We start from the raw sequence: 23,504 nt of genomic DNA, 5'->3' as shown, positions 1-23,504 counted from the left end.
CGATATGCGGTTTTGGGCTTTTTACCCCTGAATATTCAATGTTATAATTGCTTCGTTAACATGGAGTGGTCATACCCTATGCTTGAAAATCTGCAACAGATGGTGATTCTTGCCACCGTCGGTCATGAACAGAACTTTACCCGTGCGGCTGAAAGACTTGGTATTTCAAAGTCACAAGTCAGTAAACAAATCCGTTTTTTAGAAGAGAGACTTGGCTGCCAGCTTGTTCAGCGAAGCACTCGTGCTGTTGCCTTAACTGATATTGGCTTGCAATACTCTGAGTATGGTCAGCAATTACTCGATACCGTGAATGAAGCGGAGGCATTAGTTGCTGGCTATAGGAATGAAATTAAAGGGGTGCTGCGAATTGGTATTGCTCAGTCCTTTGGTAATGTCCATATCACTTCAGCACTGGCCGAATTCCAAAAGCATCATCCAGAACTTGAACTTGAAGTCAGCTTATTTGATCACCGCCCTAACCTACTAGAAGAGGGGTTTGACTGCTGGGTCGCTATCCATGAACATCCACCTGAAGGTATGGTTGCACGTCGATTAGCTGATTGCCATTTCGTGGTCGTAGCTTCTCCAGCTTACCTTCAAGAATATGGCAAACCAACGTTACCGGGTGACTTACGCCAGCATAACTGCATTACCTACCAAAGCCGCGAACGTAAATATGTAAACTGGGAATTTACGCGGGATGGTATTCATCAATCAATTCGAGCTCGTGGAAACTTTAGAATTGATAATGCACCTGCCGTTCTGGATGCGGCAAAATCAGGTTTGGGAATTGCCTATCTGGCCACATATTTGCTTACCGATGAATTAGAAACCGGGACTTTAGTGCAAATTCTACCCGAATGGAAAGCGGATGTTGAGCTGCCGATTTATGCCGTCTATCCCCGCCGTAAATACTTAGCACCTAAAGTACGTTCATTTATTGATTTTATGGCAGAACGTATGTCTGTTGCGCCCTATCGAGCCCCTAAGTCACTCTAATTTTAATATCGCATGTTACAGCAGTAGGTGTGAAACCTAGTGTTTCATTCCTACATTTGCCATTCTTTACGATTGGGCTAAACCTAAAGTATACAATCTTTACGATTAGGGTTAGCTGGAACACATCATGCGACCACGCGATCTAACTATATTTTATCATCTGTTTTATTGCGCCATTATGTCGGTAATGCTGTCGGCTTGCGGTAACGGAAGTGACGATGTCACTAAAGACCCATTCAAAACCAGTCCCCCCCAGACACAGCCTGTTGTTCCGCATGCAAAAACGCTGCTAATCACTCTTCCTGAAATGGGCACATCTGTTTATTTCGGCGAGAGTAGTGTCGAGCTAACAGTGGAAGATCAACTACTGATTGACCCAATTGCAGTAAGACTTCGTAAGCACCCCGATAGCCATGTGATTGTTATCGGCTATGGTAATGACTATACCAATGAAGACGATAACCTCGCCATTTCATATGAAAGAGCGTTGAGTACGGCCATCTATATCGCATCGGTTTTTACCATTGAGGAAGAGAGAATACAAATCGTTGCAGCAGGTAGTATTCAATCCCCCAAACAGCGACCTCAAGTAATGCAACAGGGGCGTCGCGTTGACATCATCGCACCAAAGGTCATTGTCAGAACATTAACCCCCCACACTCATAAGAAGTACTAATGTTTGCATCAACGCCAAGATATAGCATTGCGTGGTTTATAGACCGAAAAAAAGCAGCGTCAAACGCTGCTTTGGGTCCAATAACTTGCAATATTATTGCTGTAATTGTTGTTTTTTAATCGCGGGTAATGCGTACATTTGCGTCAAAATTTCCATTACACCATCAGGGAGATCTGAGCCTTTACTTTGAAAACGTTCTCTTTCACTATCGGTAACAGACTGATCTTCAATCTCTGCAGCAATATAGTTCGCAGGAAAAAGGTGGTAATTCTTGGTAATTTGACGATCAATCTCTTTCGCTAACTCTTCCGGCGTATCAAACCCACCAGTGATAACATCACCAAAGCTGACATGTATACGACGTTTCTGGCCAACGATTCCCTGAATAATGCTTTCAATATCTTCAAACTCACCTTTCTCATAACTACCATGAGTCTGCTTTTGAAATAATTCTTTCGCTTTAGACACATCACAAGGATCGTTTTCATAAGAAATTGCAACAGGGACGATGTTAAGTAGTGGCATAAATTCAGGAAAAGACAGCTTACGCTTACGCCCTTCCATGAAGAACATTTTTAAGATAGCAGGATCAGTTTTGTCATTACCGTCCTTTGCTCGACCTTCCTTTTGAGCAATCCAGATTGAATTTCCAGTTTCAAGTGAATACGAAATATAGCTTGATAGCTGCCCCAGCGTTTTCATCATTTCACGAGGCGCTTTCACTGAACGTTTAACAATAAAACTTTTATTCAGGCGCATTAGCTCTGTCGCACACGGTTTTTTCAGCAGGTTATCGCCAATAGCAATACGCACAGTATCAAAACCGTTGTTAAACATACACCAGTTAACCATCGCGGGATCCATAGCGATATCACGATGATTAGAGACAAACAGATAAGCCTGCTTAGGGTCCAGCTTATCAAGCCCGCTATGAGTGACACCGTCACATGAGTGATTTATCGTGCCTCGCATGTATTTTTCAACCTGCCGCTGAACTGCAGCAACAGATTTCACATTTGACCATTTCTTGACTAAGAAACGCTTCATTAATGGGGTTAACAGCCAACCAAAGATGCCTGATAATTGAGGAAATCGATACTTTAATATCGCATTAATAAATTCTTTATCATTGATAAGGCGCTTAATCGCCTCGCTGACTTCGTCATCATTATAGGGACGAATGTCTTTATAGATATCGTTATCTGTATGCACAATTATGCTTCGTTAATGAAAAATCTGCGGTATTTTACGCAGATTTTTGGTTGAACCCAATGACATAACCCCTCCATTTTAGTGGTTGGAGGTCACACCAGATGAATCTGTTCTAATTTTATACACTTAACAGTCTAGCTAAGCAATAATATGCATTTTAAGCATCATTAGTACTTAAATTTTCATCACTTATTTACCTAACTATACGTGTTGGTTGACGCTAGCTTCAAAACATAACACTATGTGCAGGCTTTTTTGCTAGAGATTTGCTATGAAACAGGCTATCGATTTTTCCACTCAACATCAAACATTCTTAGATGTCGGCTCTCGCCGAAAGAGCCCTAATGCATTTATGCTCCTCATATCTAACGGCTGTGCATTAATCCGCTTAGGTAAGCATGAGTTCGTCATTACTGCTGGCTCCGGTTTCTATATTCCGTTTGACTGCCTGCATGCAGTCACTATTTTGCCTGGCACTGATTATAGTAAAGTGGAATTCTCTGCTCGACTTACATTGCCAATCTGCCGAGATGCGGGATACATCCATGTTAATCCGCTCATTGCTTCTGTTGCCGCTGAATTGGTATCTGTAATAGCGCAAGACAATGCTATTTCACTTTCTGGTGAAACAGGCAATTTACTGCGCGTATTGGCCGATCAAGCCGCAAAACTAACAGTGAGTAACAAATCTATCTGCCCTGGACTTTCTCATCACTATCAAACCCCGTTAATGGCGCTGCTTAAAGGTGACAAGGTAACTGATTCAGATACAATAGCGTCAATCAGCCAGTTTATGGGGTATTCGATTAAAGAAATTGAGTCATGTATTTTAATGCGAGAAGCATTAAAATTATCACGCTCTGGCCGTAAGATTCACTATATTGCCGAAACACTTAACACATCTCAAGAAATGCTAATTGCGATGGCTGACCCGATTCTAGGCCACACCTTGTAAGTCATATCAATTGCGACAAAAACGACTCAGATGAGGTCGTTTTTGTCTAACCATTTAACCGGTAATCGTGGCTATTGAAACGGTATTTCGACTTGAATGAAAATATCGTCCAATTCGTTATCCTCATGCCAGCGATAATCAAACCGTACTCGTGGCGAGTCATTATCATCGCCACCAATACCAAAACTCATCTGTAAGCCGTATTTCTTTATCAACTCCATCGTATCTTCAAAATCTATACTCGAATACCGTTTAGGTAACCACACACCTAATCCGTAGAAATTTGATGCAGAATTTGACGATAGAACAGGCGAGTCTAATTCATTCGCCCAATCATCCCAAAAAGTGCTAGTCCGATGTTGTTCAAGTAACCAAGAAGCACGATAAGACTCACTCGTGGAAGCATTGCTACTCGTCGACGGTAGAACCTTATTAGTCTGCTTTGTCCTATCAGCGATCACGGTACCATCCTCGATATTACAAGAAGCTAAATGCGCCTCTTGCTCCTCGTTAGACAACACGAGAAAACTACTTTCATCAAGATAAGGACAGGCTTTTGCCTCATGTGATAAAAACGTTAATACTAGTCCAAAAGCTACGTAAGAATAAAACATTTTTCCCTATAACCAGACGTAACAAATACAGATTTCCCACTCACTTAGCGCCAAGCTATTTGTGCGAAACAGCATCAATAAATAGTCATCTATACCATTTATTGTCAACTAGCATTTTAGCGACTTTTTCAGTTGTTAAATGCAAAAATGAGTGATTATTGATAATTGATTCACGAATATGCGTACTTCTTATCGTTACTGTCTCTGGACAAGACAGTACTTGCCACCGATTCATGATTTCAACAGCTTTATAGAATTTACTAAAATTTAAAAAATTATCAGGACCAATAACAAATGTAAGATCTGCATTAGGGTTACGCGCTTCGAGCGCTTCAAGTACAGAAAACGTTGTTATCGCCTCATCACCCTGTGCAATTTCTTCTTCTAGCCGCGACAACACCACATTGTCTAACTGAATGTCTTCAATAAATGCGGATACCAAATCACAGCGTGAATTGTAATCAAGCATCCATTTACCCCATGCGTGTGTATAACTAGGCAAAAGAAGGACACGGTCGAAATGATGTAACCTCTCCAGCACTGACTTATGGCCAAGTGAGGGTGGATTAAATGCGCTTCCAAAGACAGCAATTGATGTTGTCATGACTAAAATGCCCCTTTTTTATTCCATTTCTCTACTAATTCTATTTTATTATCATCAGAGGATTGATCCCGGCATAGAGTTATCGCATGATTTTGTAAAAGGTTTAATGCATTTCACTTTTTTTCTGCATTACAGACGCCATATGGTTACAAAACGGGCAATGCCCTGAGGATTTATTCACCATGGAACAGCTGATTCGCCAAGAAATGCGCGTATTACCAACAATAGATGTTGATTTTGAAATTAAGCGCCGTGTGACATTTATTCAGAAAAAACTGAAGCAATCTGGCTGCAGATCCCTCATTTTAGGGATCAGCGGCGGCGTTGATTCAACAACTTGCGGCCGCTTAGCCCAACTTGCGATTGATGAACTCAATGCACAAGAGAACACACAAAACTATCAGTTCATTGCTGTACGATTACCTTATGGTGAACAGCAAGATGAGGATGAAGCACAATTAGCACTGTCTTTCATCAAGCCGTCGCATTCAGTTAGTGTCAATATAAAAGCGGGTGTTGACGGCACGCACGCAAGTACGTTAGATGCGCTAAAAAATACCAATTTAACACCAGAATGCAATGCTAAAATAGATTTCGTCAAAGGGAATGTTAAAGCACGTACTCGCATGATTGCACAATACGAAATTGCAGGCTTGGTGGGAGGCCTAGTGCTAGGCACTGATCATTCAGCAGAAAACATTACAGGCTTCTATACAAAGCATGGTGACGGTGCTTGTGATCTTGCTCCGCTATTTGGCTTGAACAAGCGTCAGATACGTCTATTAGCTGAGAAGCTTGGTGCGCCTGATCAACTAGTTAAAAAAGTACCTACGGCTGATCTTGAAGAACTCGCCCCCCAAAAAGCAGATGAAGATGCTTTACAGGTAAGCTACGATCAAATTGATGACTTTTTAGAAGGCCGTCCCGTTGAACAAAGGGTTATAGATCGACTGGTTAGCATCTATAAAGCGACTCAACACAAGCGTCAGCCTATACCCACTATCTACGAAGATGAATAGTTTTTATAAAACGGGGACAATTTAACCCCTACTACCGACAATAAAGGGCTCTTTATGAGCCCTTTACGCTTATGTTTCAGCCCAAAGTGCTAAATCACTTTACGAGGCTTCAGAATAACGTAATAAATTATCTAGCTCCCACCAAATTGCTTCACAGAGCCCATGACGATAAACGGCCCGCTTGAAGTCAGTATGTTCCTGTTGATAAATCTGATAATACTTTTGCTCACCATGGCGGCTTGCTCTTACGTTAGCCAATCTGTCGCATGCTTTCACGATAAGTGCAATACGGGCAGACTCTTCGTCCACATTCAGTGATGCTAATCGTTCATTCTGATTAACTTTCCTAAGGTATCGGTCACTCAATTTACTGTCCGTAATATAACTGACTGCATCGGCGACAATAAAACCAAAATCGCCAACTAATTCACTAATCGTCGTATCAGTATCTTCAACCGTGTCATGTAATTGAGCAACTATCATGGCATCCGTTCCAAACGGACTGGCTAAGCGTGCAACGGCTTCAAGATGAATATAATAAGGAATATCACCGTACAGTTGCCCTTTGTGTTTAGCCCTAGCCAATGTACGAGCTTTAAGGTAGCGGTTGTTCATCCTGCCCCCATCAGTCAGTGAGATTCACCTAATTAACGGTGAATAGATTTAAGTCTGTATACCCAGGCCACTTCTATATGCAACATTGGGAGTATACTTATGTACAACTACAATTTTACTTAAATCGACACAAACAAATGAGAGTCATTGCACGCTTTGATGAAAAAACAGGCACCCAAGGGCACCTGTTTGTATGTTCACGTAGTAGGTATGTCAGATGTATTATTCTGAGTCACTATCCGATTCATTTTTTTTTGCTTCAGCTTCACGAATTGCATTAGCGACTAACATGATAGCTTGGCCACTACTCATCCCCTGAGCCATCAGCTCATGAATTTTTTCTGCCGCTTCTTGCTGCTGCGCATGAGTCAGTGTCGGTGTATTATTGAACATAGATCATCTACCCAAGAAAAGAGCCGTTAGTTTAGGGATTTTATGTAACCTTGTCATCTGCTTTTAGCCTGGTCGTCCATCCAAACGAGGCTTAGTTAAAATAGGAAAGTAAACAATCGTAAAAATGGTAAACGCTAAAACCCAAAGCAAAGCAGAAACCACATAGCTATAAATGATCAAGCTCGGCATGGCAATAACGAACAGTGTACGTACCAGCGATGCTAGCACTAAAGCAACAAATGCTATCATCATCATCGGGCCGACTTGCAACGAGCGCCCAGTATGTCCTAGTGACACCCGTGCAATCATCGCTAAGATCATACAGCCAACGCCACCGACAGTTAAACTATGAAGTGCAACACCATAGCTGACTACACCAAATGCATAATGAGTAGCAAGTAACAGTAGACCAATGATCATAAACCCATACGCAAAATGAAGTAACCACAGCAATGGAACTTTTCGGGTTGATAATGAGCGCCAACGCATAAAACGAATCAAATGACTTACTGCCGTTACTGCAAGTAACAATGGCAATGAGTACTGATTAATAGTTTCCGGAATAGGTAATAACACATTAAAAAGCAATAACCAACTTGGAATAAGCGAACTTAATTCAATCCATTTCACCCGTGTAATCTGATCCGTTTGGGTACCACGCCACGTAAAAAACGGAATCACACGGCCACCAACAATCAATACAATGACACTAATGACAATCACCGTTGCAAAAGAGACTGCCTGTATAGATATATCACTAAAGCCAAGGACATTTAGATGAAACAGCGCATTAAGAACCGTCATCAACACAATCAAAGGTACAAAAAACAAATTATTCCATTGGCGACGCCTGATAATAGGCATAGCAAGAAAATAAGCGGCGACTGGCATCCATAGTAGGTCAATAAACATCCAACCATAATGAGGATTCCCTAGCATCAACCCTACTCTAGCGATAAGCCAGATAGCAAAGATACCCGCGAGCTTCCAACCACGAACTCCCGGATTCCCGGTCCAATTCTGTACTGCTGTCAGCAAAAAACCGATGATAATCGCGCCAGTAAATCCAAATAGCATTTCATGACTATGCCACCAAACAGGGTTTGCATACATAAAGCAAGTAACAGAATAATTACCGGCCCAGAACATCGCCCAGAGCAACATTGCTACAATGGAAAATACACTTGCAGCAAGAAAAAAAGGACGAAAAGCTAATCGAAAAACAGGAGCGATCTTTTGCTCCTTTTCATTATCAAGTATTTGCATCATGGTGAGATACCACTTCTTTAACATGCATTAATAATACACCTTTAAAGTTGCAATTGAAATATACCTTTACAGTTTTATTAATCTGTTCGTCGTTTAATTATTGCCCAGGGTAGTCAACAGGTCTCGTAATGCTCTGAATATCTAAAATACCAATTTCCCCCTGCCACCGACTTTCTATAATGCCGACGCTTAACCAATAGCGGCCATCAAGCAAATCAATTTTTGGTAGAGTCGTTGGTAACTTACCATCGACATTTTCTGTCCAGAGTGGTGTCCAGGTCGTATCATTCAAGTCATAGAGATTCATTGACAATATCGGAGATGGACAGGCTCGGTTAGGTAAGGTATTTCGTTCAATACGCCAATTACGGCTATCAATCCATCCTATACGCTGTTTACTTAACGGACGAGTGAGCAATACCCAAGCCTTGAAGCTATCGACACCCTCTGCATTGATTACCAATTGATATAATCCATCACTACTCACCTTCTGTAATCGACGCGTTTCTAGCGAAAAATATCCACCATTATCCATTTTTGGGGCTGACGATAATACAGACTGTTCTGGCCACTGGATGAAATCAATGTTCGTGATTTTCACTGTGGATGTACCAGTAATCGCTAAGCGGGGTAATATTTGGTTTTGGTTTTGAACCATTTCACGCTGAATAACAAGACTGGTTAACCACGTTGGCAACGGTGTCGTCGCTAAACTGTGACCACAATCTTCCGTTATCGCAAGCTGAAGTAAATCACTGAGATTATCCTGTTCAGCCTTTGAGGGGGTCTGCTGCCAGGCTTGAACCATTGAATCAAAACTTTCGCTAGTTTTACCTTCCAGCAACTTTTGATGTGCTACCGTATAGATGTCTTGGTTCATAAACCACTTCGCATTGACACTCGGCGCCATAAGCGCCGAGTTCAACAGTAATAATGAACATGTAAATGCTAATTTCGACATTACTACGCAGACTTCATCCGATAACCTACTCCACGTAACGTTTCTATCTCGATACCAGGTAGCTTCTGACGTAATTGAAGAATGTGTGTGTCAACGGTACGTGTCGTCGGATAATGATTATAGCCCCAAACTTGATCAAGCAATTCATCACGAGTGAAAACACGCCCTGCGTGCTTAGCTAAAAATACCAACAATTCGAATTCAGTACGGGTTAATGTGACGTTGTCACCGGCCTGTTTCACCTCTCGACTGTCAAGGTCAATGATAATTTTACCCACTTTGACCACATTAGATGATGGCATTTCTGGTGCACCATCTCGAAGGTGCAGGCGAATACGCGCCAATAACTCTTCTTCTGCAAAAGGCTTTGTTAAGTAGTCTTTTGCACCTGAATCCAGACCAATCACTTTGTCAGAAACAGATACCATCGCAGTAAGGAGAATGACTGGCACATGTTTTATTTGCAACCAATTATTTAAATAACTTAGCGAATCCCCTTCAGGTAACTGACGGTCAAGAACCACCAGATCCGCATTTGGCCACAATTCAGCGACAGTTGATGCACAATCTGCGTAGAGGCAATGGTAACCAGCTTCTTTTAAGCTCTCGAGCAAACCATCAGCAAGGTTGCGATCATCTTCAACCAGTAGCAGAGTTTGATTCACACGGTATCTCCAATATAAAAGTTGTTGGTGGGCCAATCAGTTTCATCCGCCCACCCATTCTTCGGATCATCGATTCAACGATCGTAAGACCAAGCCCCAAGCCTCTTTCACTCACGAACGGCTTTCGTAATCTGGCCCAATCTTTTGAGCCAAGTTCTCCATTATCAGAGACGCTTACAATCAATTTTCCATTATTGAACGATGATGATAATTTAACGGGCTTGACGCCGTATTTATGGGCATTAGACAATAAGTTATCTATGCAAGTGCCCAACCAATATATGTTTACGTCTATAGAGCGGTCTTCCGCCAATTCAAGTGTAACGTCGTAAGACTCACTTAAGTACTCAATCCATTCGTTAAATGAGTCTATATGCTGAACACTCAATTCCTGTTGATTCGCCTGTAAGTAATCCTTACTTGCCTCAGCAAGTTGCCTTAACCGTCGCGAATCATCAGTCAAACGCCTAAACTCATCATATAGGCTTTCGGGCAAATCATCAAAATGACGTCGAAAACCTTCAACGGTCATCGCGAGACTTGCGATAGGTGTACGTAGTTCATGCGTTAAAATCTGCAAGACTAACATACGCTCTTGCATTGCTCGCCGACGAATACGCCAACGGTAAAATCCCCAACCAAATAATAAGCTAACATTAACAACCAACAAGCCAATCAGAAGATACAGCGTCAAATGAGAGCTATCTTCTTCTTCCCAGCAGATGTTCCCACTTTTCAAGATACAGAAGCTACTTTGATTTAAGCGGGTAAAGTTAACATCATACTTATTCATGACTGGCGCCCACTTTGCCTGATCATAAAGATGGTATTCATTACCATTTCTTAACCATAGCTCTCCGTTTGAAACAAAGGCATCGGCACCGGCAATATAGACTTGAATTTCGTCATAATTCATTCTCTGTAATCGCCCCAGCACTGTATTGGTTGGCGCAAGTTCACGTTCTTGAATATGTAGAAATGGTTCAAGTTTTTTAGCCATTGTGGGATATTTCTGCAAAAAACGCTCTGCGTAACTTCCACCACCAGGATGGATATACCCCGCTCTTGCAAACCAGCCAATAGGTAGAACCGCGTTATTACAGACAGCACGAGTATAAACCAGAGGTTGAGTCAGCAACGGCGTAACAGGCCATGGCCCCTTACATGTTATTGAGTTTCTGTATAACTGTTGAAGTGCCTTCAACGGATATGCTGATGATTGCGGTAATAATGACGACTGTACTAACAGCTGATTCGGGAACTGACTTTGTAATTGCCTGAAATCATACGTTGCTACTGGCTCACTCGCTAATAGCTCAGAGCGAACAGCACTAAGGCGTTCAGGCAAGTTATCTGCCAATGCGGGGTTAGCGCCTAACAGCAGCAGTGAGATCAATAGAGCATATTTTTTCATGGCCGAAGTTTATCATCCAATCACACTAATTTGTCAGGAATGTGTCATTAGCTTGTTGGTTTAATAGGCAAATAATAAGCTTTGCTGCGCAATCCCCCCAATAGTCAGTTAGCTTTATGCTATTTTATCCCGTAGATATCGCTTATAAAAATATCAACAGCTTGTTGTATCAATCCAGAGAAGTAAAAGATCAGATAATTACACTGAATAATCAAAGACTTTGTTAATTAGCATTATTTCACATACGATCACATTTACTTCGAAGTGATATAAAAAAAGGGAACCAAATAGTTCCCTTCATCTCACTTGTACTTATTGACTATAAATGCTCAAGAATCTTGTTACAAGAGTCTTTCGCATCACCAAATAGCATCTGTGAATTATCTTTAAAGAACAATGGGTTCTGAACCCCTGCATAACCCGTATTCATTGAACGTTTGAATACGATAACATGCTTGGCATTCCACACTTCAAGCACCGGCATACCTGCGATTGGACTGTTTGGATCATCCATTGCTGCTGGGTTAACCGTATCGTTCGCTCCAATGACTAATACTACATCTGTTTCAGCCAAGTCATCGTTGATTTCGTCCATTTCGAGTACAATATCATATGGCACTTTTGCTTCTGCAAGCAGTACGTTCATATGACCAGGTAAACGACCTGCCACTGGGTGGATACCAAAACGAACATTCACCCCTTTAGCACGCAACTTACTTGTGATTTCATGAACAGGATATTGTGCTTGTGCAACCGCCATACCGTATCCAGGTGTGATGACAACTGATTTGGCATCACTTAACATTTCAGCGACTTCTTCTGCTGATGCTTCATGGTATTCGCCTTGTTCTTCGTCTGACGCTGAAGCAACAACGTTGGTCCCAAAACCACCGGCAATAACGCTAATAAATGAGCGATTCATCGCCTTACACATAATGTAGGAAAGAATCGCACCTGAAGAGCCAACTAATGCACCTGTTACAATCAGAAGATCATTAGACAACATGAAACCTGCTGCTGCCGCTGCCCAGCCTGAATAAGAGTTAAGCATTGACACTACAACTGGCATATCTGCGCCACCAATTGATGCCACAAGGTGATAACCAAATGCAAAAGCAATGATAGTTACAACAACCAATGCAAAGGTAGAACCTTCAACATTGACGAAATGCAACATTAAGAAAAATGAAACAACGATCGCGGCTAAGTTAAGTTTATGACGATGAGGAAGCATCAAAGACTTAGAATCAATGATCCCACGTAACTTACCAAAAGCAACAATAGAACCGGTGAAAGTCACAGCGCCGATAAACACACCTAAGAAAACTTCAACAAGGTGAATATTCAGTAGCGCACCGGATAGATCGCCGTGATCAATGTACGTATTAAAACCAACAAGCACAGCCGCCAAACCAACGAAGCTATGAAGAATAGCAACAAGTTCTGGCATTTCTGTCATTTCAACTTTCTTAGCAAGGCGAATACCGATAGCTCCACCAATGGCCATTGCAAGGATAATCCAAGCCGTGCCTTGAGCATCAGGGCCGAAAATGGTCGCGATAAGCGCTATACCCATACCCGCGATGCCGTAGTAGTTACCTGCACGGGCCGTTTCCTGCTTAGACAGTCCAGCCAATGACATGATAAATAGTACCGCAGCAACAATGTATGCCGCTTGTACGATTCCTGCAGACATGTATTACTCCTTATTTATCTTTACGGAACATTTCAAGCATGCGCTTGGTGACGGTAAAGCCACCGAAAATGTTTATACTGGCGATAAGTACGGCGACAAACGCCATGACCGTAACAAAACTACTTCCCTGACTCATTTGCAATACAGCACCGACAATGATGATGCCAGAAATGGCATTCGTTACTGACATAAGAGGCGTATGAAGCGCATGAGATACATTCCATACCACGTAATAACCAACTACACAGGCTAAGACGAATACGGTTAAATGTGCAAGGAATTCAGCCGGCGCATAATTTGCGATCCAACCAAATGCGATAACGCCAGCGGCCATTAAGCCGTATTTTTTCGCAGGAGAGGCGGGTTCTTCAACTTTCTTAACGGGTGGCGCAACCGGTTTTGCTTCTACCGCAGGTGCTGCTGAAACTTTAATAGGGGGTGCAGGCCAGGTCACTTCACCTTCTTTGATAACGGTCAGTCCGCGAAGCACTTCGTCATCAAAGTTGATATCAATATTGCCATCCTTCTCTTTACAAAGCAGTTTTAGGAGGTTGACTAAGTTGGTGCCGTATAGCTGAGATGACTGAGTAGGCAAACGTCCTACCATATCGGTATAACCGATAATTTTCACACCGTTCTCGGTCATTACAACTTTATCAGCTTCAGTGTATGCACAGTTACCACCATTAGCGGCAGCAAGGTCAACAATCACACTACCTGACTTCATTGAGTCAACCATTTCTTTGGTGATCAGTTTCGGTGCCGGACGCCCAGGGATCAAAGCAGTGGTAATAATAATATCAACATCTTTCGCCTGCTCAGCATAAAGACGTTCAGCTGCTTTATTGAATTCATCTGACATCTCTTTGGCGTAACCGTCGCCAGTAGAGGTATCTTCTTTGAAGTCAACTTCTAAGAATTCAGCCCCCATTGACTCGACCTGTTCTTTTACTTCAGGACGAACATCGAATGCACGAACAATTGCGCCAAGGCTCCCCGCAGCACCAATCGCAGCCAAACCGGCAACACCCGCACCGGCAATCATCACTTTCGCTGGTGGAACTTTACCCGCAGCAGTAATTTGACCTGTAAAGAAGCGGCCAAATTCATGCGCTGCTTCAACCACAGCGCGATAACCCGCGATGTTAGCCATTGAGCTCAATGCATCCAATGCCTGAGCACGTGATATACGCGGTACGGAGTCCATCGCCATCACATTGATCTTTTTGCTTGAGAGCTTTTCTAACAATTGAGGATTCTGAGCTGGCCAAATAAAGCTAACCAGACTCGCGCCCTCTTTGATCAGATCAAATTCATCAACGCCAGTTTCTTCGTTAACTGTCGGTGCATTAACCTTTAAGATTAAATCAGCGGCCCAGACCTCTTCGGTACTGACAACTGTTGCACCAGCAGCTTCATATGCTGCATCGCTGAAACTTGCGTCTATGCCAGCATTGTGTTCTATAGCAACACTGAATCCCATTTTTATAAGCTGCTCTACCGTCTTCGGAGTCGCAGCCACTCGCGTTTCATGTGCGAGTATTTCGTTCGGCACACCAATTTGCATTATTATTCCCTAAACATTGGCAAATAAGTTACTTACTTGTATCCAACCATTGGCTTAATATCAAGTAATTTGTAGAAAGAATACAACATCAACTCATTTGTGGGTTGTTATATACGACAAATGTTACCCTTTAACAGAAAGAAAATAACACTTTTATTCTCTGGACAGAGGTCAAACCACACTTCTGTTCTCTGTTCAATACAACTAATAATGCTTAAATCACCCTTATCCGTAGTTAAATAAGCATCGGTTCTCACGCAGGTAAACCTCTGCAGCAAGATTTTCAGGCAAATTTACCGAAACATGCTCTCGCCTGTTTGATCAATAAACATCTTGGCTTTATTTACCATGAAGTTTTCCGCATCCTGCTTAGAAGACAGTAAGTCAGAACGTACAAAATAATGGGTTTTCAATTCATCGCCATAACGTTTACAGATCTTCCCCGCTATACGGTACTGCCCGCCTTCTGCTTTTGGCTCGGGATATATCAAGTACCCTTCATACTCAATTGGCTCAACATCAAGTGCTAGAGACTTGGATTGTTCCAATCCAAATAATTTTGAAAAAAAGCCCACAGTTAACATCTCCAAGACACGTATTTATACCCTGCCATAATCTCATAAAACGATATCAAACTCAGGTGAAAATATTTAAATTTGTGTCGGAGAGTATAAAATATGATGGATAGCTGAAACAAAAAGACGCCAGTTAAACTAGCGTCTTTGTTGGGTACTGGTTGAGTGGCCGTACTTAACGATACATCCCAATGTCTTTCTGAATATGTGCGGGAAGATCTGAGATATTGTAATGCTTGGATGATTTTGAATCACCAAAAATGATATCAAGCGCGTGTGCAATCAGTCCTTTAACATTGACCGCATAGGCTTTATTGTCCAAAGCGGTTGACGTTGCGATGGTATCAAAATTCATTGCCTGTGCCATGATTGCCTCTTGTTTGATTTGATTTAATTCTAAAGTGGGATCATTCTAACCCGTTCACTTATCAGCCAAAAATGACAATATTTCAGCACCAAAATTACCTTTTCTAATGTGTTACCACAATGTTACCACCCATTGATGCGGCACCAGTCACACATACGAATTTAGTGTATAATCAATCGGTTATGCTTTTGTTTATCATTACATTAAAACGACCTTGTACATCGCATCGGTTTCAGGTAACAATACAGCAACAAATAAGTGGTGTGTTCATTATTATGCTTGCATTTCTCAGTAGACATTCTTCAATATTACTTATCCTAGCGGCCATCAGTGGTTTTTTAACACCTCAAGCTTCCACAGCCATATTCCCCTATCTACCGTACATTCTATTTTTTTTAATGCTATTCACACTGCTTGGCATACAACAAAAGACATTAATTCGATTGCTCTGCAAAAAACGAATCTGGCGATACGGACTTTTTCATACATTGATGATGACCGTTTTAAGCTGTGGGCTAGGATACCTTTTGGGAGCATCTGGAGATTTACTTCTCGCCATTTCGGGTATAGCCGCTACAGGCTCTTTATTTGCAACCCCAGCAATAGCGCGTTCTGTTGGCCTCGATGTATTAGAGGCAATGGCGATGACAATCACATCAACGTTATTAATGCCGATATGTCTTTATATCAACCTGATGATATTTCAAGAAGGGAGCTTTACGCTTGATTTAGACCTCTATCTGCAACGACTGCTTATCTTTATTGTTTGCCCGATGCTATTTTCAGCCTTTGTTTACCATTATACCCCACATGACTTATTGCAACATATCCATAGTAAAATCTCACAAATAACCATTGTGCTTGTCTTTGCTTTTCCATTCGGCTTAATTAGCCCTTTTCGTACACTGTTCAATGACTCGCTAGAAAAGGCACTCACTTATCTTCTGATTGCTACCACAATTTGCGTACTATATTTCCTCGCAGGTTTCATCTCTTTTCGTAAGCAAGGATCCAATGCTGCACTCTTAGTTGCGATTACTTCAGCTAATCGCAATGTCTTGCTTACTTTCACCGTTGCGGGTAGCGCATTAGGGCCTGATTTTGTTTTATTGTTAGGCGCATTACAACTGCCGAGCTATGCATTACCAATTCTGGTTCGTTTTCTTAATCGCCACTTGATCCCGCAACCAGCCAACTGAGCGCGGTTAATTAATAAGCAACAGTAAAACCACGGATTTTTACTGTCGATAAAACCGTCAATTAGGTGTTAACTTCAAAGAAATTTAACCCAAAAAAGCATTCACCTTGCACTACTCCTCCAATTTCCCTATATTGCTGAGGAATTCTCAGGGCGGGGTGAAATTCCCCACCGGCGGTAGTCCCTTACAGGGAAAGCCCGCGAGCGCTTGCAGTGAGTCATTATTGCAAGGTCAGCAGATCTGGTTCAGTATTCGCATCATGCAGTATGATTCCAGAGCCGACGGTTAGAGTCCGGATGAAAGAGGATATCAGCGGAGTATGTCTTTGCCATTCTTAATGGCCTCTTGTTCTATGGGATAAGTGTAACCATTTTCTGCTGACTTTCCATGCCCTGATTCTGGTAACTATATTAATACGGAGTTTCTTACCATGAATCAGTCTCTACTTACCCCTTATGGCACCCCATTTGAGCGTGTTGAAGCAGGCCTAAACGCAATTCGTCAAGGCCGTGGCGTACTCGTTGTTGATGATGAAGATCGCGAAAACGAAGGTGATATCATCTTTGCAGCACAGACACTGACAGCCGAACAAATGGCGCTGATGATCCGTGAATGTTCAGGCATTGTTTGTCTTTGTCTAACAGATGAGCGCGTTAAGCAGCTTGAAATACCAATGATGGTAGAAAATAATACCAGCGCAAACCAAACTGGTTTTACCGTTACCATTGAAGCGGCACACGGTGTCACAACGGGTGTCTCTGCTGCCGACCGTGTTACAACGATCAAAGCTGCAATTGCTGATGATGCTAAACCGTCTGATCTTAACCACCCAGGCCATGTTTTTCCGCTTAAGGCAAACCCTGAAGGCGTACTAGCCCGCCGTGGTCACACAGAAGCGACGATTGATCTGATGCGTTTATCGGGTTTTAAACCTTACGGTGTACTTTGCGAGCTAACCAATCCTGATGGAACGATGGCACGCCTACCAGAAGTGATTGCATTTGGTGAACAGCACAACATGCCAGTTCTGACTATTGAAGACCTAGCCGCTTATCGTTTGGCAACAGAAGTTGCTAACGAGGACATGTCTGCTATTGCTTAAAGACTGTTGGTATAACCAGTAATTATTATTGCCTCTTTTTAAAACCAGCATTTTTGCTATGGTTGATAAGGAAAGAGGCAATTATCTTGCGAGTAACGGCTGCTCTTCAGACCCCTATCGTAGGCATAAAATAAATGAGTGCCCCCCATGCAGAAACCCAACCTGTCACCATTGCGATATCATACCAATCACTCATCATCCTATCCTCAAAGAAATGCCAGTGCCTACCTCTTTGTATCGACAGTCGCACCACGCTCTTTAGGCATTTTTGATGAAAACAGTGACAACATCGTCCATGATAATAAAAACAACAGATACTTTTAAACAAGCATCTGTTGGTATCAAACGCATTGATTTTTTTACGCTACGATCACTTGTTCATATTCACATGGTATGAAATTGACCAATGACTCTTTCGCCGCAGAGAGTTGGCCTTGTGCGCGAGCATAATTTTCAAAGGCATCTGCCATGGTGACATTCAATGGGGTGGGTTCTTTCATATCAACAAGCAGTGCACCATACCCTTCTTTACCCATTGCGGTATAACCAGACGAAACAGATTTGTACATTTCATCATCATCAATCTCGACCCAGGCGTCATTACGCTTCACCATCAAATCTTGAATGCGTTCACCTTGTGTAGCACAGCAACGGTAGGTATAGCGTAAATCCGATGTGTAAGGAAAACTACCACTCCCTGTGCCTTCTACGCCATTATCAATAGCATTATCTATCGCACCTTCTAGCGCAGCACGTATCTGCCTACCTTTTACTTCATATACCATTAACCCAATAGCAAACGGCAATAAGCGACCAGCTATATCCGCTGCTGTTATATCACCTTGATGCAATGATGAACGAACACCACCAGCATTATGAATTCCAAAATCAACATCATGACCCAACTGACGACCTTGCCATACAAAGCTATCCACCACTAATGGGGCGATTTGGCTGCCACCTCGCTGATCAGGGATACGGACATGACGAAGGGGTTCCATGACTTCTGCTACACGTTGAGTTTGTAGCTGCCTCACTGCAGGCCGGTAGTGCTCATTAAGCAGATTTTCAACCAATGGGTCTTTCACGCAAAACCTGACATTCGTCTGTGCTAATAAGTACTGTTTTACGGCCTCATGACTGGTTTCATCAAGATGCTGACTGCGGCTGGCATCCAAGGTAAATTGGCGTCCCAGTAATAGCTGATTCTTACCACCAGCATGAGCAAGTGTACCGTCAGGGTTAAAGTCCAATTCAAGTTGACCTAAAGCTAGAGCGTTACAACCAGCTTGCACGACGCAGGTTCCATTCACCATTTGCGCATAGTCATCAGTGATACCGTAACCAATGTTACTAAAGTCACCCTGCATGGTATGGGTATGCCCACCAATGATAGCCCCGACGCCATCTATCTGCGCGGCAAGCTCTAAGTCTCGGTCATAACCAAGGTGGCTAAGGATGATGATTTTATTGATACCACGCTGTTGAATTGCCTGAACCGTTTTTGTAGCGACATCGAGAACATTTAAAAAATGCGTATCAGGATCGGGATTAGCAATACCTGACATATTTTCAATGGCTAAACCAAATAAGGCGATAGATCCCCCATCGACCTCTTTAATGATAAAGCGCGCATGCTGATCCACACTGTCATAAGCAAATACATTTGCTTTTGGTGCAATCGGATTCAGTTTCGCAGGATTTTCCTGTGATAAATCCCAGTTACCGACAAGTAGTGGAAAATCTACAAGATCCATAAAGTCAGCAACCGCTTGGTTACCCATGTCAAGTTCATGATTACCTAATGCCATGGCTTCAATACCAATCACATTGAGTAACGCGGCATTGGCGACACCTTTATAGAGCGAAAAATATAACGTGCCTTGAAAACAATCACCCGCATGCACAAACATGAATTCACGTGCATTAAGATGAGCCTGTCTTTTTACATCTTTAACAGCTGATGAAACTCGCGAAAATCCCCCACAACTGGCAAAAACCGACATTTCAGAGCTAAGGACTTCATTAGGAAGCTTCAATGAAACTAATGACGGTTCAAAATGCGAATGCGTGTCGTTAATATGGGCAATCGTTATTTTCGCTGAGCGATGATGTGACATAAACGTATTGATCTCCCCAAGGGTTTCTGTAAGCCGCTATCATATAACAAGATGAGATAAATCTCAGGTTTTGCTTGCATGACAGATCATTAGATTGCAGTACATCGTGATGGTCATCATTTCCCTATTATAGTTAGAGACATGACACCAATATGTCAGGTTGACGTTCATGATCAATTATTTACTTCCGATTTTTCTCGCTACCATCGTGGGATTTCTTACTCAGCGAACAGGTCTATGCATGGTTCGAGCGGTACAGGAACTCACCGCCAAACGCCCTGCCTTTCTTTTTACCATACTCTGCTGTGGTTTCTGGTTTTGGTTTATTATCCCTTTTCTTGGTAGCGACATAGTGAGCTTATCAATCAAACGCTATGACGGCACACTGCATTTTTTGCTCGGCGGATTACTCTTTGGTTTAGGTGCAGCGATCAACAAAGGTTGTTCCATTTCAACTATCTCTAAACTCGCCCGTGGTCATATATATATGCTTGCGACTATAGTGGGATGGATTATCGGTTGGTGCATTTTGGCCAGTATGAACATACCGTTCAGTTATGAACCTATTGAAATGCTACACGAACCCATTTACCCTATATTTATCATCATATTGCTACTATTTTTGCTCACCATATGGCGTGTAACAAGCGATCATCGCCCCTTGCTATTTGGGATTCTATTATTTGGCATCTGTGCAAGTCTGCTAACCTACTTAGTGCCAGATTGGTCGCCAAGTCAGTTACTTAAAGACATTTCAGGTAAGCTCTTCCACCAGCAACATGTAAGCTGGCCGTCTTTGCAACGGTACTTAATCATTGCTGGCCTCGTTATTGGTATGAGTTACGGTGCTAAGCAAAAAATGGGGTTCAAACACTACAAATTCAGATTGAAACAGCTGGTGACTCATCTCTGTGCTGGCATCATTATGGGACTTGGAGCATCGCTCGCATTAGGCGGAAATGATTCACAACTATTAATTGCCCTGCCTGCCTTCTCACCCGGTGGTGCAGTTTCTGTACTCTTTATCATTATTGGTATTGCGACAGGCTTAGCACTACGTAAAGCCTTACATCGGCTGCAATCTCAGACGAGAAAGCCAGATTAACCACTAAAAAGAAAAACCACGCCAATTGGGCATGGTTTTGTTATAGCTAATCCCACATGATGCACAAGACACACGATTATTGATAACGACCGTGACGCTGTAAAAATTCAATTTTATATCCATCGGGATCTTGAACAAAAAAGAACTTCGCCAGTAATTGACCGTCACGGAAAAACTCTTTGATCTCTGCGGGTTCATAACCAAGTTCAGCTAGCTTAGCGTGTTCAACCTCGAGCTCTTCAACGGCAACCGCAATGTGACCATAGCCCGTTCCGTGAGTATATGCCTCTGTACCTTCGTTCCACGTAAGTTCCAACTCCATGTCGTTTTCATCGTTACGTAGGTAGACCAAGCTAAAGCCATCAAAATCCAGACGTTCAGCAATATCAAGATCAAGAGCTTCCTTGTAAAACTTCAACGACTTTTCAAGATCAACGACACGAACCATTGAGTGAATAAATTTCGCCATCTAACATCTCCAGTATGTTTGATCGAGTTTGATATCAATCAGTTATGCTTATATTTTAGTGGTGCGAACTATAGCAACTCAGACTCGCCACAACAAGCGCACTACAAGGACAATTTGAATCAATAGTTTTCAATAATGTGACATCTACATCGCCTATCAAAACGCTTGTAATATAGGCTTAATGAGTAATATGAGTGGAAATGTGACACGTTGAGGTGGTTATGCAGTTACAACGAATTGAAATATCGGGCTTCAGAGGCATCAAGCGCCTCTCTCTTGCATTTAACGAACTCACAGTACTAATTGGTGAAAATGCTTGGGGTAAGTCATCGTTACTTGATGCACTTGATATTGCCTTATCGCCAGATGCAAAGTTTCATACGTTTAACTTTGATGACTTCCATATTGATTACAGCGCTGGTCATGCCAAGATGAAACACCTTTCGATAATTCTTCGTTGGCAAGAAGATTATCCCGGTGAGCACAAAGCACGGCGCTATCGATCATTTAGCCCTCTTTGGATTGACACTCTTCATCAACATAAAATTCTCTATTATCAAATCACCAGTTCAATAAAGGACGATAAAATCACGACGATTCGCCAGTTTCTTGATGGCAATGGCATCCCTATCTACTGCGAAGACGGTGAAAAGCTCGCTCACCAGCTAATGATTCTTCATCCTATTGTCCGTATTCGTGATGCTAGGCGACTTAGAGGACCTCGAGAAGAAAAATCGAATGGCAACGGGAATGGAAACGGTAATAACAGTGATAATACAGCGGATAAGCATCTGACAGAGAGTCAACGGATCCAGCGGCGACTAGATAATACCTGCCGCAGGCTCATGACTCGTCCAGGCCATGTTAGCCAGGGCGAAATTAGAAGTAGTATCAATGCACTTCATATCTTGGTTGACCATTACTTTGCATTTACGCCACATAACCAAAGCCATGGGTTTGATCGAGCCCACCTCCCTGAACGTGCCCAATATATGGTTAACCCTCTGGAGCAACTGACTCAACCTCAGGTGAGCAAACAAAGCCGCTTAGTGCTCATGGGATTATTGAATGCTTTTATTCGCGCACGGGGCCCTGTTGAACTAAAACGTCTTTCCCGTCCAATCCTGCTTCTTGAAGATCCGGAAGCGCGATTACATCCCACAATTCTTCATCAGGCATGGACTTTTATCACTCAAATGCCAATGCAGAAAATTCTCACAACTAACAGCCCTGATCTATGCTCCGTTGTGCCTTTAAATAGCATTAACAAACTCATTCGAAAACCAGATAAAACACAAGTGTTTTCGCTTGAAAACAACATTCTCAGTTTAGATGAAGAACGCCGAGTGACCTTTCATTTACGAGTCCATCGCCCCAGTGCGCTATTCTCCCGTGCGTGGTTACTCGTTGAAGGTGAAACAGAGGTTTGGTTGTTTAATGAGTTAGCGCGTATTTGTGGCTACAATCTCGCTGCCGAAGGTGTGCAAATTATTGAATTTGCCCAAAGTGGTTTACGACCATTGATCAAAATAGCACGCAGCTTAGGGGTTGAATGGCACATGGTTGCAGACGGTGACATGGCAGGTAAAAAATATGCGGAAACTGTACGACGTTTATTGGGAACTGAATCTGAAAGTCACCGGCTTACCGTTTTACCTAAGCGTGATATTGAACACTTCCTTTTTCATCATGGTTTTGAACCCTTATTCCGCGAATTAGCACACGCCCCAAAAAATTCACCCTTATCAGCCAAGAAAATCATCCAGCGCGCACTCAAACATCGTGCAAAGCCGGATGTTGCTCTCGCGATGATAAAATACATTGATGAAAACAATATAGACTGTGTTCCACTGTTATTACGCTGGATCCTCAAGCGTATTGTCGCGATGTCTCGAGGGCAGAGTTAAT

General features: G+C 42.5%; 23 protein-coding genes and 1 riboswitch. Of the genes, 8 read left to right on the top strand and 15 right to left on the bottom strand.

Annotated elements, in window-relative coordinates; translation table 11 throughout:
* Nucleotides 1–78: 78 nt before the first annotated feature.
* On the top strand, nucleotides 79–999 hold the full coding sequence (locus tag L4D12_RS02635) for a LysR family transcriptional regulator (RefSeq protein ID WP_428446266.1): 921 nt from the start codon (nucleotides 79–81) through the stop codon (nucleotides 997–999).
* Nucleotides 1,000–1,126: 127 nt separating this feature from the next.
* Nucleotides 1,127–1,675: an OmpA family protein gene (locus L4D12_RS02630; protein WP_428446265.1), complete on the top strand. Its 549-nt coding sequence runs from the start codon at nucleotides 1,127–1,129 to the stop codon at nucleotides 1,673–1,675.
* A 93-nt stretch (nucleotides 1,676–1,768) separates the two neighbouring features.
* Here L4D12_RS02630 and L4D12_RS02625 read toward each other — a convergent pair whose 3' ends face one another.
* Nucleotides 1,769–2,887, bottom strand: a complete 1,119-nt coding sequence (locus L4D12_RS02625; protein WP_428446264.1) for a 1-acyl-sn-glycerol-3-phosphate acyltransferase — start codon at nucleotides 2,885–2,887, stop codon at nucleotides 1,769–1,771.
* Nucleotides 2,888–3,158: 271 nt separating this feature from the next.
* Here L4D12_RS02625 and L4D12_RS02620 point away from each other — a divergent pair, with 271 nt between their 5' ends.
* On the top strand, nucleotides 3,159–3,842 hold the full coding sequence (locus L4D12_RS02620) for a hypothetical protein (protein ID WP_428446263.1): 684 nt from the start codon (nucleotides 3,159–3,161) through the stop codon (nucleotides 3,840–3,842).
* A gap of 71 nt (nucleotides 3,843–3,913) precedes the next feature.
* Here L4D12_RS02620 and L4D12_RS02615 read toward each other — a convergent pair whose 3' ends face one another.
* A complete protein-coding gene (locus L4D12_RS02615; RefSeq protein ID WP_428446262.1) occupies nucleotides 3,914–4,363 on the bottom strand; it encodes a hypothetical protein in 450 nt (149 codons plus the stop codon).
* Nucleotides 4,364–4,541: 178 nt separating this feature from the next.
* On the bottom strand, nucleotides 4,542–5,060 hold the full coding sequence (locus L4D12_RS02610; protein WP_428446261.1) for a nicotinate-nicotinamide nucleotide adenylyltransferase: 519 nt from the start codon (nucleotides 5,058–5,060) through the stop codon (nucleotides 4,542–4,544).
* 182 nt (nucleotides 5,061–5,242) lie between these two features.
* Here L4D12_RS02610 and nadE point away from each other — a divergent pair, with 182 nt between their 5' ends.
* The gene (gene nadE / locus L4D12_RS02605; RefSeq protein ID WP_428446260.1) at nucleotides 5,243–6,079 is read left to right on the top strand and encodes an NAD(+) synthase; all 837 of its coding nucleotides are present in this window, start codon (nucleotides 5,243–5,245) and stop codon (nucleotides 6,077–6,079) included.
* A 99-nt stretch (nucleotides 6,080–6,178) separates the two neighbouring features.
* Here the strand turns inward: nadE and L4D12_RS02600 are convergent, their stop codons facing one another.
* The 10 genes from L4D12_RS02600 to L4D12_RS02555 all read right to left on the bottom strand — a co-directional run bounded on the left by L4D12_RS02600 (nucleotide 6,179) and on the right by L4D12_RS02555 (nucleotide 15,601).
* On the bottom strand, nucleotides 6,179–6,694 hold the full coding sequence (locus L4D12_RS02600; protein ID WP_428446259.1) for a phosphohydrolase: 516 nt from the start codon (nucleotides 6,692–6,694) through the stop codon (nucleotides 6,179–6,181).
* A 222-nt stretch (nucleotides 6,695–6,916) separates the two neighbouring features.
* On the bottom strand, nucleotides 6,917–7,087 hold the full coding sequence (locus L4D12_RS02595) for a YoaH family protein (RefSeq protein WP_428446258.1): 171 nt from the start codon (nucleotides 7,085–7,087) through the stop codon (nucleotides 6,917–6,919).
* 63 nt (nucleotides 7,088–7,150) lie between these two features.
* The gene (locus tag L4D12_RS02590) at nucleotides 7,151–8,380 is read right to left on the bottom strand and encodes an NnrS family protein (protein WP_428446257.1); all 1,230 of its coding nucleotides are present in this window, start codon (nucleotides 8,378–8,380) and stop codon (nucleotides 7,151–7,153) included.
* Between the two features lie 73 nt (nucleotides 8,381–8,453).
* Nucleotides 8,454–9,236 (bottom strand): DUF2861 family protein, encoded by a 783-nt coding sequence (locus L4D12_RS02585; RefSeq protein ID WP_428446256.1) that lies wholly within the window; start codon nucleotides 9,234–9,236, stop codon nucleotides 8,454–8,456.
* 83 nt (nucleotides 9,237–9,319) lie between these two features.
* Nucleotides 9,320–9,982, bottom strand: coding sequence for a response regulator transcription factor (locus L4D12_RS02580; protein WP_428446255.1), 663 nt, complete (start codon nucleotides 9,980–9,982; stop codon nucleotides 9,320–9,322).
* On the bottom strand, nucleotides 9,957–11,396 hold the full coding sequence (vxrA, locus tag L4D12_RS02575; protein ID WP_428446254.1) for a sensor histidine kinase VxrA: 1,440 nt from the start codon (nucleotides 11,394–11,396) through the stop codon (nucleotides 9,957–9,959). Before vxrA ends, L4D12_RS02580 begins: the two co-directional genes overlap by 26 nt.
* A gap of 319 nt (nucleotides 11,397–11,715) precedes the next feature.
* Nucleotides 11,716–13,092 (bottom strand): Re/Si-specific NAD(P)(+) transhydrogenase subunit beta, encoded by a 1,377-nt coding sequence (gene pntB, locus L4D12_RS02570; RefSeq protein WP_428446253.1) that lies wholly within the window; start codon nucleotides 13,090–13,092, stop codon nucleotides 11,716–11,718.
* Between the two features lie 10 nt (nucleotides 13,093–13,102).
* Nucleotides 13,103–14,659, bottom strand: a complete 1,557-nt coding sequence (gene pntA, locus L4D12_RS02565; protein WP_428446252.1) for a Re/Si-specific NAD(P)(+) transhydrogenase subunit alpha — start codon at nucleotides 14,657–14,659, stop codon at nucleotides 13,103–13,105.
* 293 nt (nucleotides 14,660–14,952) lie between these two features.
* Nucleotides 14,953–15,234 (bottom strand): HlyU family transcriptional regulator, encoded by a 282-nt coding sequence (locus L4D12_RS02560; RefSeq protein ID WP_428446251.1) that lies wholly within the window; start codon nucleotides 15,232–15,234, stop codon nucleotides 14,953–14,955.
* A gap of 175 nt (nucleotides 15,235–15,409) precedes the next feature.
* A complete protein-coding gene (locus tag L4D12_RS02555) occupies nucleotides 15,410–15,601 on the bottom strand; it encodes a hypothetical protein (protein ID WP_428446250.1) in 192 nt (63 codons plus the stop codon).
* Between the two features lie 119 nt (nucleotides 15,602–15,720).
* Between L4D12_RS02555 and L4D12_RS02550 the strand changes: the two genes are divergently transcribed.
* On the top strand, nucleotides 15,721–16,800 hold the full coding sequence (locus L4D12_RS02550) for a hypothetical protein (protein WP_428446249.1): 1,080 nt from the start codon (nucleotides 15,721–15,723) through the stop codon (nucleotides 16,798–16,800).
* 139 nt (nucleotides 16,801–16,939) lie between these two features.
* Nucleotides 16,940–17,112, top strand: a riboswitch (FMN riboswitch).
* A gap of 118 nt (nucleotides 17,113–17,230) precedes the next feature.
* Entirely contained in the window at nucleotides 17,231–17,902 is a 672-nt protein-coding gene (gene ribB, locus L4D12_RS02545) for a 3,4-dihydroxy-2-butanone-4-phosphate synthase (protein WP_428446248.1), read from the top strand.
* A 359-nt stretch (nucleotides 17,903–18,261) separates the two neighbouring features.
* Here ribB and L4D12_RS02540 read toward each other — a convergent pair whose 3' ends face one another.
* Nucleotides 18,262–20,022 (bottom strand): bifunctional metallophosphatase/5'-nucleotidase, encoded by a 1,761-nt coding sequence (locus tag L4D12_RS02540; RefSeq protein WP_428446247.1) that lies wholly within the window; start codon nucleotides 20,020–20,022, stop codon nucleotides 18,262–18,264.
* Nucleotides 20,023–20,191: 169 nt separating this feature from the next.
* On the opposite strand from L4D12_RS02540, the gene L4D12_RS02535 reads away from it, so the two are divergent.
* Nucleotides 20,192–21,127, top strand: a complete 936-nt coding sequence (locus L4D12_RS02535) for a YeeE/YedE thiosulfate transporter family protein (RefSeq protein ID WP_428446246.1) — start codon at nucleotides 20,192–20,194, stop codon at nucleotides 21,125–21,127.
* Nucleotides 21,128–21,203: 76 nt separating this feature from the next.
* Here L4D12_RS02535 and L4D12_RS02530 read toward each other — a convergent pair whose 3' ends face one another.
* Complete coding sequence (locus L4D12_RS02530) at nucleotides 21,204–21,596, bottom strand: VOC family protein (protein ID WP_428446245.1); 393 nt, start codon at nucleotides 21,594–21,596, stop codon at nucleotides 21,204–21,206.
* A 221-nt stretch (nucleotides 21,597–21,817) separates the two neighbouring features.
* Between L4D12_RS02530 and L4D12_RS02525 the strand changes: the two genes are divergently transcribed.
* The gene (locus L4D12_RS02525; protein ID WP_428446244.1) at nucleotides 21,818–23,503 is read left to right on the top strand and encodes a DUF2813 domain-containing protein; all 1,686 of its coding nucleotides are present in this window, start codon (nucleotides 21,818–21,820) and stop codon (nucleotides 23,501–23,503) included.
* Nucleotide 23,504 lies beyond the last annotated feature (1 nt).

It is taken from the genome of Photobacterium nomapromontoriensis (assembly GCF_050336815.1).
GTDB classification, from domain to species: Bacteria; Pseudomonadota; Gammaproteobacteria; order Enterobacterales; family Vibrionaceae; genus Photobacterium; species Photobacterium nomapromontoriensis.
This window is presented reverse-complemented; position numbering and strand designations above follow the sequence as displayed.

What these genes read in the sequence shown, in the direction of transcription:
- L4D12_RS02590 (WP_428446257.1), bottom strand. Translation starts at nt 8,380, where the DNA reads ATGTTAAAGAAGTGGTATCTCACCATGATGCAAATACTTGATAATGAA.
- L4D12_RS02595 (WP_428446258.1), bottom strand. Translation starts at nt 7,087, where the DNA reads ATGTTCAATAATACACCGACACTGACTCATGCGCAGCAGCAAGAAGCG.
- L4D12_RS02585 (WP_428446256.1), bottom strand. Translation starts at nt 9,236, where the DNA reads ATGAACCAAGACATCTATACGGTAGCACATCAAAAGTTGCTGGAAGGT.
- L4D12_RS02600 (WP_428446259.1), bottom strand. Translation starts at nt 6,694, where the DNA reads ATGAACAACCGCTACCTTAAAGCTCGTACATTGGCTAGGGCTAAACAC.
- L4D12_RS02530 (WP_428446245.1), bottom strand. Translation starts at nt 21,596, where the DNA reads ATGGCGAAATTTATTCACTCAATGGTTCGTGTCGTTGATCTTGAAAAG.
- nadE (WP_428446260.1), top strand. Translation starts at nt 5,243, where the DNA reads ATGGAACAGCTGATTCGCCAAGAAATGCGCGTATTACCAACAATAGAT.
- L4D12_RS02550 (WP_428446249.1), top strand. Translation starts at nt 15,721, where the DNA reads ATGTTACCACCCATTGATGCGGCACCAGTCACACATACGAATTTAGTG.
- pntB (WP_428446253.1), bottom strand. Translation starts at nt 13,092, where the DNA reads ATGTCTGCAGGAATCGTACAAGCGGCATACATTGTTGCTGCGGTACTA.
- L4D12_RS02535 (WP_428446246.1), top strand. Translation starts at nt 20,192, where the DNA reads ATGATCAATTATTTACTTCCGATTTTTCTCGCTACCATCGTGGGATTT.
- L4D12_RS02635 (WP_428446266.1), top strand. Translation starts at nt 79, where the DNA reads ATGCTTGAAAATCTGCAACAGATGGTGATTCTTGCCACCGTCGGTCAT.
- L4D12_RS02525 (WP_428446244.1), top strand. Translation starts at nt 21,818, where the DNA reads ATGCAGTTACAACGAATTGAAATATCGGGCTTCAGAGGCATCAAGCGC.
- L4D12_RS02630 (WP_428446265.1), top strand. Translation starts at nt 1,127, where the DNA reads ATGCGACCACGCGATCTAACTATATTTTATCATCTGTTTTATTGCGCC.
- ribB (WP_428446248.1), top strand. Translation starts at nt 17,231, where the DNA reads ATGAATCAGTCTCTACTTACCCCTTATGGCACCCCATTTGAGCGTGTT.
- L4D12_RS02555 (WP_428446250.1), bottom strand. Translation starts at nt 15,601, where the DNA reads ATGGCACAGGCAATGAATTTTGATACCATCGCAACGTCAACCGCTTTG.
- L4D12_RS02610 (WP_428446261.1), bottom strand. Translation starts at nt 5,060, where the DNA reads ATGACAACATCAATTGCTGTCTTTGGAAGCGCATTTAATCCACCCTCA.
- pntA (WP_428446252.1), bottom strand. Translation starts at nt 14,659, where the DNA reads ATGCAAATTGGTGTGCCGAACGAAATACTCGCACATGAAACGCGAGTG.
- vxrA (WP_428446254.1), bottom strand. Translation starts at nt 11,396, where the DNA reads ATGAAAAAATATGCTCTATTGATCTCACTGCTGCTGTTAGGCGCTAAC.
- L4D12_RS02540 (WP_428446247.1), bottom strand. Translation starts at nt 20,022, where the DNA reads ATGTCACATCATCGCTCAGCGAAAATAACGATTGCCCATATTAACGAC.
- L4D12_RS02620 (WP_428446263.1), top strand. Translation starts at nt 3,159, where the DNA reads ATGAAACAGGCTATCGATTTTTCCACTCAACATCAAACATTCTTAGAT.